The organism is Lysobacter solisilvae (assembly GCF_016613535.2).
Lineage (GTDB): Bacteria > Pseudomonadota > Gammaproteobacteria > Xanthomonadales > Xanthomonadaceae > Agrilutibacter > Agrilutibacter solisilvae.
Genome location: NZ_CP071518.1, coordinates 1864612 through 1876452, shown reverse-complemented (window position 1 = coordinate 1876452; position 11841 = coordinate 1864612). Strand labels below are relative to the sequence as shown.

General features: G+C 70.9%; 12 protein-coding genes. 7 read left to right on the top strand and 5 right to left on the bottom strand.

The genetic code is table 11. From position 1 onward, the window contains the following. The first annotated feature begins 367 nt into the window (after positions 1–367). The gene (locus tag I8J32_RS08235; RefSeq protein WP_200610594.1) at positions 368–3334 is read left to right on the top strand and encodes a winged helix-turn-helix domain-containing protein; all 2967 of its coding nucleotides are present in this window, start codon (positions 368–370) and stop codon (positions 3332–3334) included. 149 nt (positions 3335–3483) lie between these two features. Here the strand turns inward: I8J32_RS08235 and sufT are convergent, their stop codons facing one another. Then, positions 3484–4041: a putative Fe-S cluster assembly protein SufT gene (sufT, locus tag I8J32_RS08230; RefSeq protein WP_200610585.1), complete on the bottom strand. Its 558-nt coding sequence runs from the start codon at positions 4039–4041 to the stop codon at positions 3484–3486. A gap of 191 nt (positions 4042–4232) precedes the next feature. Here sufT and I8J32_RS08225 point away from each other — a divergent pair, with 191 nt between their 5' ends. Then, on the top strand, positions 4233–4673 hold the full coding sequence (locus I8J32_RS08225; protein WP_200610582.1) for a hypothetical protein: 441 nt from the start codon (positions 4233–4235) through the stop codon (positions 4671–4673). A 58-nt stretch (positions 4674–4731) separates the two neighbouring features. Here the strand turns inward: I8J32_RS08225 and pdxR are convergent, their stop codons facing one another. Next, on the bottom strand, positions 4732–6180 hold the full coding sequence (gene pdxR / locus I8J32_RS08220; protein WP_207526863.1) for a MocR-like pyridoxine biosynthesis transcription factor PdxR: 1449 nt from the start codon (positions 6178–6180) through the stop codon (positions 4732–4734). Between the two features lie 136 nt (positions 6181–6316). On the opposite strand from pdxR, the gene I8J32_RS08215 reads away from it, so the two are divergent. The 3 genes from I8J32_RS08215 (at position 6317) to I8J32_RS08205 (ending at position 8498) form a co-directional block, all read left to right on the top strand. Continuing rightward, positions 6317–6808 (top strand): hypothetical protein, encoded by a 492-nt coding sequence (locus I8J32_RS08215; RefSeq protein ID WP_200610570.1) that lies wholly within the window; start codon positions 6317–6319, stop codon positions 6806–6808. Positions 6809–6907: 99 nt separating this feature from the next. Beyond that, on the top strand, positions 6908–7399 hold the full coding sequence (locus I8J32_RS08210) for a hypothetical protein (RefSeq protein ID WP_200610567.1): 492 nt from the start codon (positions 6908–6910) through the stop codon (positions 7397–7399). An 82-nt stretch (positions 7400–7481) separates the two neighbouring features. Next, positions 7482–8498, top strand: a complete 1017-nt coding sequence (locus I8J32_RS08205; protein WP_200610565.1) for a helix-turn-helix transcriptional regulator — start codon at positions 7482–7484, stop codon at positions 8496–8498. A 48-nt stretch (positions 8499–8546) separates the two neighbouring features. Here I8J32_RS08205 and I8J32_RS08200 read toward each other — a convergent pair whose 3' ends face one another. The 3 genes from I8J32_RS08200 to I8J32_RS08190 all read right to left on the bottom strand — a co-directional run bounded on the left by I8J32_RS08200 (position 8547) and on the right by I8J32_RS08190 (position 10775). Beyond that, positions 8547–9953: an NAD(P)(+) transhydrogenase (Re/Si-specific) subunit beta gene (locus tag I8J32_RS08200; RefSeq protein WP_200610562.1), complete on the bottom strand. Its 1407-nt coding sequence runs from the start codon at positions 9951–9953 to the stop codon at positions 8547–8549. Then, positions 9950–10264: an NAD(P) transhydrogenase subunit alpha gene (locus tag I8J32_RS08195; protein ID WP_200610559.1), complete on the bottom strand. Its 315-nt coding sequence runs from the start codon at positions 10262–10264 to the stop codon at positions 9950–9952. Before I8J32_RS08195 ends, I8J32_RS08200 begins: the two co-directional genes overlap by 4 nt. A 187-nt stretch (positions 10265–10451) precedes the next feature. Then, on the bottom strand, positions 10452–10775 hold the full coding sequence (locus tag I8J32_RS08190; protein ID WP_200610557.1) for a hypothetical protein: 324 nt from the start codon (positions 10773–10775) through the stop codon (positions 10452–10454). 15 nt (positions 10776–10790) lie between these two features. On the opposite strand from I8J32_RS08190, the gene I8J32_RS08185 reads away from it, so the two are divergent. Together I8J32_RS08185 and I8J32_RS08180 are read left to right on the top strand one after the other, a co-directional pair. Continuing rightward, on the top strand, positions 10791–11366 hold the full coding sequence (locus tag I8J32_RS08185; RefSeq protein ID WP_200610554.1) for an RNA polymerase sigma factor: 576 nt from the start codon (positions 10791–10793) through the stop codon (positions 11364–11366). Next, the gene (locus tag I8J32_RS08180) at positions 11366–11836 is read left to right on the top strand and encodes a hypothetical protein (RefSeq protein WP_200610552.1); all 471 of its coding nucleotides are present in this window, start codon (positions 11366–11368) and stop codon (positions 11834–11836) included. Before I8J32_RS08185 ends, I8J32_RS08180 begins: the two co-directional genes overlap by 1 nt. Positions 11837–11841 lie beyond the last annotated feature (5 nt).

Sequence of the window (11841 nt, the reverse complement as noted above, 5' to 3'; positions counted from 1 at the left end):
CACCCCCTGAACGAATCAGCCCCGCTTCCGGACGTGAATCCGGAAGCGGGGCTAGCCGGCGCGGTGGGCCTCCGCTTCGACGGGACCGATAAGAGGGCCGGGGAGGCCTTCCCGGCTTCTTCCGTCATGTCAAAAAATTCTCAAATCCTGTTCGGGATGCGACGTTCACCGTGATTCTTAACGGTTCTGTAACCTCAAGCGGCTATTTGGCGGCCTCGCCACGCCGTTCAGCCGCTGGCAGGGATACCGGCCGGGACCCGTAATGCGCAATTTGCGTGCCAGATCCCGCATTTTCCGCTGCACTGCAGCACGAACTGGCGCACAGTCAACGATAGGATTCGCGGTCCGGGCCTTCGAGGACACGACGTTGGCGGAACCCCTCCACCCTTCCTGGCCAGCCGGAACACGGCTGCTGCAGGTCGACGATGTGCAGATCGACCTGCGCTATCGACGGGTGGTGCGCCCGGAACACGAGTCCGAACTGCCGCAGCGCATGTTCGACCTGCTGCTGCTGTTCCTCGCCGAACCGCACGTCCTGCACAGCCGCGCCGACCTGTTCACCCGGGTCTGGCCGGGCGTCATCGTGGAGGATGCGAATCTCTCCCAGAGCGTATGGATGCTGCGCAAGGCGCTGGGCGAGTCGCGCAAGCACTGGATCCGCACGGTCTCCAAGAGCGGCTACGTCTTCGAACCGCCGCAGCCGGTGACCGCGATCGAACCCGCGGCGACCGTCGCCCCGGCGGACACACCTACTAATAAGGTCACGGCCGGGCCGACGCCGCTGGCGCCCCTGGCGCCGGACCCGACACCCGCGTCCACGCCCCTGGCCGCTTCCGACCCGTCCCTACCCGGTGCTTCCCCGGCCGGCGCTTCCCTGCCCGGCATGACCGCGGCGAACCCGCCGGCCGGCGCCGTCACCGCCCGCCCGCGGCGTCCGCGCATCGCCGCTTGGCTGGCGACCGCGGCGCTGGTGATCCTGGCGGTGGGCGGCTCGGCGCTGTGGCTGCATCGCGCGCGCGCGCCGGCCGCGGCCACGGCACAGGCCTCGCCGCAACTGGCGATCGCCCTGATCGACGTCGAGGACAAGGCCGCCCCGGGCGACGCCCGCTGGCCGGTCAAGGTGCTGCATTCGTGGGTCGGCTGGAAGCTGGAGAGCCTGCCCGAAATCACCCTGATGACCGAGGCGCACCTGGCGGCCGACGCCCGCCACCTTTCGCCGCGGATCGTGTTCCTCAGCTCGGGCATCGACAGTCGCGACCCGACGCGGGTGTTCGTGCGCGCGCGCTTCGACGAAGGCGGCAAGGAGCACAGCCTGGAGCAGAAGGGGACGCGCGCCCAGTTGCCGCAACTGATCGACGCCCTCTCGCTGGAACTGCTCGCCAAGCTCGTTCCCGCACGCGCGCACGCCCGCTGGCCCGCGTTGGCGCTGGATACGGCCACCGCGCAGCGGTATGCCGAAGGCCTGGAAACGCTGGACCGCCGCGACTGGGTGGCCACCTCCAAGATCCTGCAGGACGTGACCGAGCGCGCGCCGCGCTTCGGCCTGGCGCGTTTGCAGCTGGCCACCGCGTATTCGCGCCTGGCGCGCGCCTCGGCCGCCATCGAGCAGACCCGCACCGCCGGCGAACTGCTTCAGCCGGCGCCAAAGGAAGTCATGGCCCTGCTCAAGGCCGAGGAGAGCGCGCGTGACCCGCTGCGCCAGGCCAATGCCGCCGCCGCATTCGGCGCCCTCGCCCGCCAGTACCCGGCCAAGACCCTCTACCTGATCAACCAGGCACGCACGCTCATGCACGCCGGCAAGCTGCAGGAGGCCCTGGCCATCCTCAACCTGCCGCAGTGGGAGAGCGAACCGGTGGGCTACCGGCTGCAGCGCCTGCTGCACCTGGCCTCGATCTACATGGCGATGGGCGACCCGGCGCGGGCCCGCGACACCGCGCGCGATGCCGAAGCCCTGGCGGCCGCCGCCGGCAAGGGCTGGGAACAGGAACGCGGCGAATCGATGCTGCTCATGGCGCAGGCCGACACGTTCGAACTGCAGGAAAAGGCCGATTTCCAGGCCTACGAGCGCGCCGCGCAGCAGTTCGAACTCGCCGGCGACGACATGGACGCGCTGTACGCGCGCTTCCTGCTGGAAACCGAGAAGCCGGGCAACGCACCCAGTACGCGCCTGGACACCCTGCTGGTGCAGGCGCGCGAACGCGGCTACCGGCAGCTCGAAGTCGAGATCCTGCGCACCGTGGCCTATCGCCACTATCGCGAAGGCGACATGGACGCCTATCGCGCGCGGCTCGAGCAGGCCCTGGCCACGGCGCTCACCCTGGGCAACGACGATTCGCGTTACGTGCTCGAGCTCGACCTGCTCAACGAGGACTTCCTGCGCGGCCGTTTCGACAGCGCCGATCGCCGGCTCACCAGCCTGCGCGCGTCGGGTCAGCAGGGTGACTTTGCGATCTGGGTGGCCCAGTTCGACGCCGTGGTCGCGATGTCGCGCGGCCAGTACACGCCCGCCGGCAAGGCGCTCGCCCAGGCCATCGCCCTGGTGGGCAAACCGGCCGCGGGCGAGGAACCCTCCGCCGCCGCCGCGCGGCTGGCGTGCATGCAGGCGGACCTGGACCTGGTGAAGGGCCGGCTGGAAAACGCGCGCACGCAACTCAAGGCCTGCGGCCACCAGCCTTCGATGCAGGTGCAGGCCAATCTGGGTGAGGCGGTCATCGAACTGCTGGCCGGCGACCGCGATACGGCGAAGAAGCAGATCCGCGACGCACGCACCGAACTGGCCAAGACCCCCGACAACAATCCCGACCGCTGGCTGGTCGACCTGTGGGTCGCCTCCCAGCTCACGCGCGTGGGCGAAGCGGCCGAGTCCGACAAGCTCTACCTGGCCGTGCTGCCGCACGTCCGCAAGGCCGGCTATGGCTGGCTCATCGCGCTGACGGAAACCGGCCTGGCGGAAAACGCGGCCACGCGCGGCGACTGGGTGAAGGTGCGCGGGCATGTCGCCGCGGCGCGCGGCCAGCTGGCCGAGGACGTCTGGAGCCTGAGCAACCGTCTGGACGTGGTGCTCGCCGTCGCGGCGCTCGACGAGGGCCAGACCGGTCGCGCGCTCGAACTGATGACCTCGGTCCACGCGCGCGCGCATCGCAACGGCGACACGATCACCCAGGCCGAGATCCACAGCCTGATGCCCTCGGGCGTTGAACTGGGCGAATGCACGGGCACCCGGCGTTCGGCCCTGGTCGCCCGCACCGGCCTTCGCGGCGCCACGCTGGACTGGCTGGTCAAACCGTCCAAGGTGGACGCGCCGCTGCTGATCGCGCAGCACCGGATCCGCTGAGGACGCGGCAGGTCTGCGCGAAACATCGCTGTCCTTGACCGGAACGCGGTTCCGGTCGCACCGGGTGCCTGATGCGCGGCTTTGCCTGGCCGCGCGGACCGCTCCCGGCCAGCGCGGTTAGCGGTTAGCGCCTAGCGGCCAGCGGCCGCTTACAGCATTCCCGTTTCCAGCCGCGCCACTTCCGACATCATGCTGCGGTTCCACGGCGGGTCGAAGACCAGCTCGACGTCGGCTTCGGCGACGGTGGGGATCATCTCGATCTTGTCGGTGACGTCGGCGACGAGGATGTCGCCCATGCCGCACGCCGGCGCGGTGAGGGTCATGCGCACCTGCACGATGCGCTGCCCGGGATGCTCCGGATGGGCTTCCACGCGCGCTTCGTACACCAGGCCCAGGTCGACCACGTTGATCGGGATTTCCGGATCGAAGCAGGTGCGCAGCTGTCGCCACACCATCTGCTCGACGGCTTCGTCGTCGGCGCCTTCGGGCAGTTCCAGCGGCGGCGGGGCTTCCTTGCCGATGGCGTCGGCGTCGGCGCCGGCGATGCGGAACAGATTGCCTTCGACGAACACCGTCCAGCTTCCCCCCAGTGCCTGGGTGATGTAGCCGACGCTGCCCGCAGGCAGGGTCACCTTCTCGCCCTGGGGGACCAGGACGACGTCGCAATCGCGCTCGAAGCGCACCGGTTCGCTGCTGCGGGAATACATGTCAGGAAGATCGGGGCGAACCCGCACTGGAGCAAGGCGGGAATTCTACGTGGTCGGGGGGCCGCGGGCGTCGGCGGATGCCTGGGCGGGGTGGGATGCAGCGTCGCCGCGCACGGTCCGGTCGCCGTTCATGCGCGCGCCCCTGCCTGCCGACGCCCGCGGACGCCCAACCCGGTATCCTTGCGCGCTTCATGCCTCCCGCCTCCTCCGACCCCGGCACCCCGCCTCCGCCCTCCCGGTGGACCCACGCGTTTCGCGCCGCCTGCCTGCTGGGTGCCTGCGCGGGCTTCGCGGCGGTCTGGGTGATCCTGTGCGCGGCCAACGAACGCCAGAACAGCTGGATGGCGCTGCTCGGCGCGCTCGATGTGATCTGGATCATGCGCCTGGTCGGCTGGCCCGCCGGCCCGGGCCGCCACTGGGTGGCCGTGGCCGCCACCGCGGTGATCGTGGTGGTGGCCAACTGGTGGATCGTCGCGGTGCAACTGGGCTACGCCATGGGGTTTTCGCCGCTGGATTCAGCGCTGCGCCTGGGCCCGCACCACGCGTGGACGCTCGTGCAACTGGCCAATGGCCCGTGGGATGCGCTGCTGATCGGCGCATCGCTGGTGCTGGCGGCCATCGCGTCGCGCTAGAAGCCACGCCGCGCCCGCGCCTGGCGGTCCGTGCGGCAAACCCGGCCCAATCGCTGCGTTACACGCTGCGCAGCGCCTCGCCCAGCCGCGCCATGGCCAGGGTGATTTCCTTGGGCGACACACCACCGTAGCCCAGCAGCAGGCCCACGCGTCCGGGTGGCTCCAGGTAGCACGGTCCGATGGCGTGCAGGCCCACGCCGCGCTGGCGTGCCGCCTCGATCAGGGCCGCCAGCCGCGCGTCGTCGAACCCGCGCAGCCAGGCCACCAGGTGCATGCCCGCCTGCGAGTCGCGCACCTCGACCCGATCCTGTGCGTGCTCGCGCAGACCCGCCATCAGGGCGGCGCGGCGGGCGCGCAGGGTATGCGCGGCGCGGCGCAGGTGCCGCTCGAAACCGCGCGACTCGATGAAACGTGCCAGCGCCGCCTGCTCGATGGCGGGACTGCCGAAGGTCGACAACTGCTTGGCGATGCGGAAAGCCTCGCGCAGCGCGCGCGGCACCACCAGGTAACCCATGCGCAGCGCGGGGAACAGGGTCTTCGAGAAGGTGCCGACATACAGCGTGCGATCGTGCGCATCCAGCGAGCGCAGCGCGGCGATGGGCGCCCCGCCGTAGCGGAATTCGCCGTCGTAGTCGTCCTCCAGGATCCAGGTCTCGTGCGTCTGCGCGTACCGCAGCAGGGCCAGGCGCCGCGGCAGCGACATCACGCTGCCCAACGGGAACTGGTGCGACGGGGTCACGCACACCAGCCGCGGCGGCGTCGCCGGAAGCCGGTCGCAGACCAGGCCCTCGTCGTCCACCGGCACGGTTTCCACCATCGCGCCATGCGCCACGAAGGCGCGCCACAGCGCGACGTAATGCGGGTCTTCGATCACCACGCGGTCGCCTGCGTCCAGCAGCACGCGGGCGCTCAGCGCCACGGCTTCCTGCGTGCCCGAGACGATCAGGACGTCCTCGGGATCGGCCTGCAGGCCACGACGACGCGCCAGGTAATCGCAGACCGCCGTGCGCAGGTCCAGCCGGCCGGCGGCTTCGGGGTAATTGGGGCTCGTATAGGCGGCGGCATGCGCCAGCTCGCGACGCCAGGCCGTCGTGAGCGCCGGATTGGTCAGCGGCAGCCCGTACTGCAGGTTGAACGGCAGGTCGTGGAACTGCGCGCCGGCGATGGGGCGGCGACAGGACGCCACGGCGCGATGCGCGTACTGCGACATCCGCGCCGCAGCGGGCGCCGGAACCGGCACCTGCGCGGCGATCGCGTCGACGGCCACATGGCCGTTGAGCGGCGCGACATAGCTGCCCGATCCGACCTTGCCGTGCAGGAAGCCCTCGGCGGCCAGCTCCTCGTAGCTGGCCAGGACCGTGTTGCGCGACAGGCCCAGCTCGCCGGCCACGACCCGCGTCGCCGGCAGGCGCGCGCCACTGGCCAGGCGGCCGCTGAGCACGGCGTTTTTCAGCGCGCGCGTCAGTTGCGCCTGGCGCGACCCGCGACCGTCGAGCTCAAGGAACATGGCGTCGCCGGGAGGTCATGGATTGGCTCCATCGATTCGAAACGGATCGGGGCTCGATCACAGCCATTTCAGGCGCGAGGATGACAGGCGTCAAGGCCGATCGTGGCCAGCTCGCGCCCACCGCCGGGAATCCGCCATGCATGCACAACTCCACCGCGCGTCCGCGCGCGCACGTCTCGACCCGGCCACCCTCGCCTGGGGCGGCCTGCTCATCGCCACGACGGATTTCCTGTTCTGCCTCGCGTTCTGGCTGCCCCTGGGCAGCAGCGTTCCCCGCCTGCTGCAGAGCGTGGCGGCCGGCGCGCTGGGACGCGACGCCTTCGCCGGCGGCTGGCCGGCGGCCGCGCTCGGCGCGGGTTTCATGTGGCTGATCGGCACCATGTTCGTGGGCGCCTATGCCCTGGCCGCGCAGCGGCTGGACACGCTGCGCCGGCATGCCGCGCGGCAGGGCCCGCTTTATGGCCTGGTCCTCTATCTGGTGATGCTGCGGGTCGTCGTGCCGCTCTCGGCGGCGCCAGCACCCGCGCAGGCTTCCACCGCCTGGACGCTCGCCTGCCTGCCGATGTTTGCGGTGTTCGGCACGCTGGCGGCGGTCCTGGGCGCCCGCGCCGTCATGGTCCGCCGCTGACGCCGGGATCGTGGCTCCATTGATCGCGAGGGAAAGCGGCGCTGTCGGCACGCGCGACGGCGGCCGAGGATGCGCCCTGGCCCACGACCGGAACCGCCCATGGCGTCGATCCACCCTCCGCTGACCTCGGCGCCGCCGCGCGCCTGGTGGCCCGTCCTGCTGGCCGGCGTGGTCGTCGGCACGCTGGACCTGGTGTTCGTGTTCACCTTCTGGGGCGTGGGCTGGGACGTCGCCCCGACCCGGATCCTGCACAGCATCGCCGCCGGCATCCAGGGCGCAGCCGCCCACCAGGGCGGCACCGCCAGCGCGGCCCTGGGCGCGGCCTGCCACTATTTCATCGCCACCTGCATGGCCGCCGCCTGGTGGCTGGCCAGCGGCCGGTGGGCCCTGCTGCGCCAGCGGCCGCTGGCCTGCGGCCTGGCGTACGGCCTGCTCCTGTACGGCTTCATGACCTGGGTCGTGGTGCCCCTGTCCAACGCGCCCCCGGGCGGACGCATGCCGCTGGCGTGGACCTTGTCGAGCATCGCGATGCACGCCCTGATCGGCGTGATCTGCGCATCGCTCGCCACGCCGGGCCGCCGCGGCCGCTGAGTCGGCCGTCGTCGAAGTGGCTCCATCGGAGCGGTGAAAACTGGAACTCCCCCGCGACCAATGCGGGGACTAGCGTGGCCCCATGCCCGCCGAATTCCCGCGCCCCGTTCCGCTTCCCGAGTTCCACTGCCTGCGCTCGGGCACGCTCGACCTCGCCGGACTGCCGCGGGACCGCATGCACCTGGTCCATGTGGGCGGGCGCGGGCTACGGGTCGATTTGCCGGCGGGCTGGATGTCGGTCTGGATCCCCCTGCGCGGGGCCCCGGACATCGCGACGCCCGCAGACGCCTACCGGTCCCCGGACGACGCGCTTCCGCAGTGGCCGTTGCCGACCGGCCGGATGCTGGTAGCCCGCGGCGACCTGCTGACCGCCCGCACCCGCGCGCCTGCGCTATGCCTGCTGCTGGCCGGCACGCCCGCGGCCTGGAACGCCCTGCTGCGCACGCTGCCGGGCGCCCCCGCCTGCGGCGACATTTTTGCCAGGCAGTGGGCCTGCGCACGGCCGCTCCGCCGCGCGGCGGTGCGGATGGCGCAGTGCCTGCGGTCGGCGACGTTCGCCACGCTGGACCCGCCGGCAGGACTGTCCGCCCAGCGTGTGTTTGCGCTCGCCCTGGTCGACGCGCAGCGCGACCTGGAGCCCTTCGTCGATCGCTGCAACGGCCGCACGCCGCAGCGACGACGCCTCACCCTGCAGCGCCTGCTGCGCACGCACCAGTTGATCGAACGCGACCCCGAAGCCCGGCTGGAACTGGCGCAGCTTGCACGCAGCGCGAACTACTCGCCGTGGCACCTGATCCGGATGTACCGCGAAGTCTTTGGCGAGACGCCTTCCGAACATGCGGCCCGCCTGCGCCTGGAGCGGGCCTGGTCGCTCGTGCGCGACAGCGCCATGCCCGTGTGCCTGATCACCCAGCACCTGGGTTACGAAAGCCAGAGCGCCTTCTGCCGGGCATTCAAGAATGCCTTCGGCCTGACCACGACGCAGGTACGGCACCTGCCGGTCGAGGTGGCAAGACTGCGTTCGCATGCCGCCAACCACGTACGTCCGCGCAACGCGATTGCGGGAACGACGCGGGCTGCGCGCCACGCCGTTTCCTGAGGCCGCCGCAATCCGCGCGCTTCCCCGCCGCGGCCGCGGCGGGCGGCTTCAGTGGCCGCCGCCGTCCAGTGCCTTGAGCTCGCTCACCAGCGCCGCGACCATGCCCGCGCCGTCGCCGAACAGCATGCGCGTGTTGTCGGCGTAGAACAGCGCGTTCTCGATGCCCGCGAAGCCCGTGCCCTTGCCGCGCTTGATGACGATGGTGTTCTTCGAGTTGACCACGTCCAGGATCGGCATGCCGTAGATCGGCGAGGCGGGGTCGGTCTTGGCGACGGGGTTGACCACGTCGTTGGCGCCGATCACCAGCGAGACGTCGGTGTTGGCGAACTCGGGATTGATGTCGTCCATGTCGGTGATCAGGTCGTAGGGCACGCCCGCCTCGGCCAGCAGCACGTTCATGTGACCGGGCATGCGACCCGCGACCGGGTGGATGGCGAACTTCACCTTCACCCCGCGATCCATCAGCTTCTGGGTGAGCTCCCACACCTTGTGCTGTGCCTGGGCGACGGCGAGGCCATAGCCCGGCACGATCACCACGCGCTCGGCATAGGCCATCATGGCGGCGACGTCTCCGGCCTCGATCGGCTTCTGCGAACCGCCGATCTCCTGCATTTGCCCGCCGCCGCCGAAATTGGAGAACAGCACGCCGCTGATCGGCCGGTTCATCGCCTTGGCCATCAGCTGCGTCAGCAGCGTGCCGGCGGCGCCGACCATGGTGCCGGCGATGATCAGCGCCTCGTTGCCGAGCACGAAGCCCTCGAACGCCACGGCCAGGCCGGTCAGCGCGTTGTACAGCGAAATCACCACCGGCATGTCGGCGCCGCCGATCGGCAGTGTCATGAGCACGCCCAGCGCCAGCGCGGCGATGAAGAACGCGACGATCGCCGGCACGCCCAGGCCGTGCACCACCACGCCGCCCAGCACGACCGCGGCGATGGCCACGGCGGCATTGAAGAGCTGCTGGCCGGGGAAGGTGTAGCGCTTGTCCATGCGGCCATCGAGCTTGGCCCAGGCGATCACCGAACCCGACAGCGAAACCGCGCCGATCAGCGCGCCCACCACGCCCAGCACCAGGGTCACCATGGACGGCGGGCGGCCTTCGGCGGAGAAACGCAGCAGCTCGACGGCGCCGATGGCCGCGGCCGAACCGCCACCCATGCCGTTGTACAGCGCGACCATCTGCGGCATGTCGGTGATGGCGACCTTCTTGCCCGATACCCAGGCCATCACCGTGCCGATCACCAGCGCGGTGATGATCAGCGGCAGGTTGTGCAGGCCCGGCAGCAGGAAGGTGGCCGCCGTTGCGATCACCATGCCCAGGCCGGCCCAGCGGATGCCGCTGCGCGCGGTGACCGGCGAGGCCATGCGCTGCAGGCCCAGCAGGAACAGCGTGGCGGCGACCAGGTAACTGGCGGCGGCGATCCAGCCGGCGACCTGCGCGAACGTCGGGCTCATGCCTTGCCCCCGCCCTGGCCCGCGTCCTTCTTCTGCGAAGGCTTGAACATCTCGAGCATGCGCTCGGTAACCACGTAGCCGCCGGCGGCGTTGCCCGCACCCAGCAGCACGGCGACGAACCCGATCGCCTTCTCCAGCGTGGTATCGGCGTGGCCGAGGACGACCATCGCGCCGATCAGCACGATGCCGTGGATGAAATTGGAGCCCGACATCAGTGGCGTGTGCAGGATCACCGGCACCCGCGAGATGATCACGTGGCCGGCGATCGCCGCCAGCATGAAGATGTACAGCGCCACCATTCCGTTCGACATGCGTGCTTCCCGTTCCCGGTCGAGTCGTCGCCATCATAACGATCCCTGAACGCTTGCGGCGCCTGCGACGGGTGGCCGGTCAACGCCGCGCCGCCCCGCGCGTTTGCCTGTGCGGACGGGTGATCGCACGGCACAACGGCCGCGGCCCAGCCTCGGGAGAGACGACGTGAAGGGATATGAAAAGTTCTCATGCCGCGCCCTCGCCCTGGCGATCGGGCTGCTGGGCGCGGGCGGCGCGATGGCGGGCGACGTGGGCGACCGTGTCGACCACCGCATGGATCGCACCGGCGCTCGGGTCGAGGCACGCATGGACCGCCGGGGCGACCGCATCGATGCGCGCCTGGATCAGCGTGCGCAGCGGGCCGACCAGCAGGGCCGCGAACGCCAGGCCCGGCGCCTGGACCGCCAGGGAGACCGCGTCGACGCCCGTCTGGATCACCGCGGCGACCTGGCGCAGGCGCGCTGGGACCGGCGCGGCGATCGCATCGAGCGCCGCTGGGATCGCCGGCACTGAGGGGCCTGGCGCATGCTAGCCAGCATGGACACGCACGCCGCCCGGTCGTCGTCGCCTCCCGCCACGGCGGGGGTCGCGACCACGCTGGAGCTTTTCCTGGGCGACATCGGCACGCGCGCTTTCCGCTTCGCCGAAGGCGCGCTGCGCCATCGCGACGACGCGCAGGATGCCGTGCAGGACGCGATGACCCGCATGCTCGATTACCGTGACCGTCCCGCACCCGAATGGACGCCGCTGTTCTGGAGCATCCTGCGCAGCCGCATCGTCGACGTGCAGCGGCGCGGCATGTTCCGCTTGCGCTGGCTGGCGCCGCAGGGCGACACCGGCGCGGTCGAATGGGGCGAGCAGTGGGCCGATCCGGCTCCCGACCCCCAGCGTCACCACGATGGCCGCGAGGCCTGGTCGCGGCTGGCGCAGGCGCTGCGGTCGCTGCCGCGGCGCCAGCGCGAAGCCTTCAGCCTTCGCGTGCTCGAGGAACTGGACGTGGCCACGACGGCCCGCGTCATGGGCTGCGGCGAAGGCGCAGTCAAAACCCATCTGTCGCGTGCACGCATCGCGCTGCAGCGACACCTGGAGGAATTCAGATGATGACCGACTACCGCGCTTGCGACCCCCATTCCGATCCGCGCTCCAGCACCGATGCGGATTTCGACGCCCGCATGCGGAGCATCCACGCCCAGGCCGTCGCCGCGACTCCCGCTCGGGTGCGCCTGCAACTGCGACCACGACGGACGGCGGTGGCCCGGCCGTGGGCCCGCGGATGGACGACCGCGGCCGCCTTCGCCGTGGGGCTGGTCGCACTCGGAGCGCTGTGGCAGGGCCGGCCGCCGGGTGGCGACAAGGGCCTGTCGCCGGCGCCGGCACCCGTCATCGCCGGCGGCAGTTCGAGCGCACCGGGAGACAGCCCGCTCGACAGCCCCGACTACGACGACGCGTACGCCGCGCTCGATGAATCCCCCGAACTCTACGTGTGGCTCGAGTCCGACGAGGCCAGCGCGATGTTCGACACCAATGGTTCTGGCAAAGACGCCTCCAGTGGCGAGGCGGTGACGGAGTGATGACG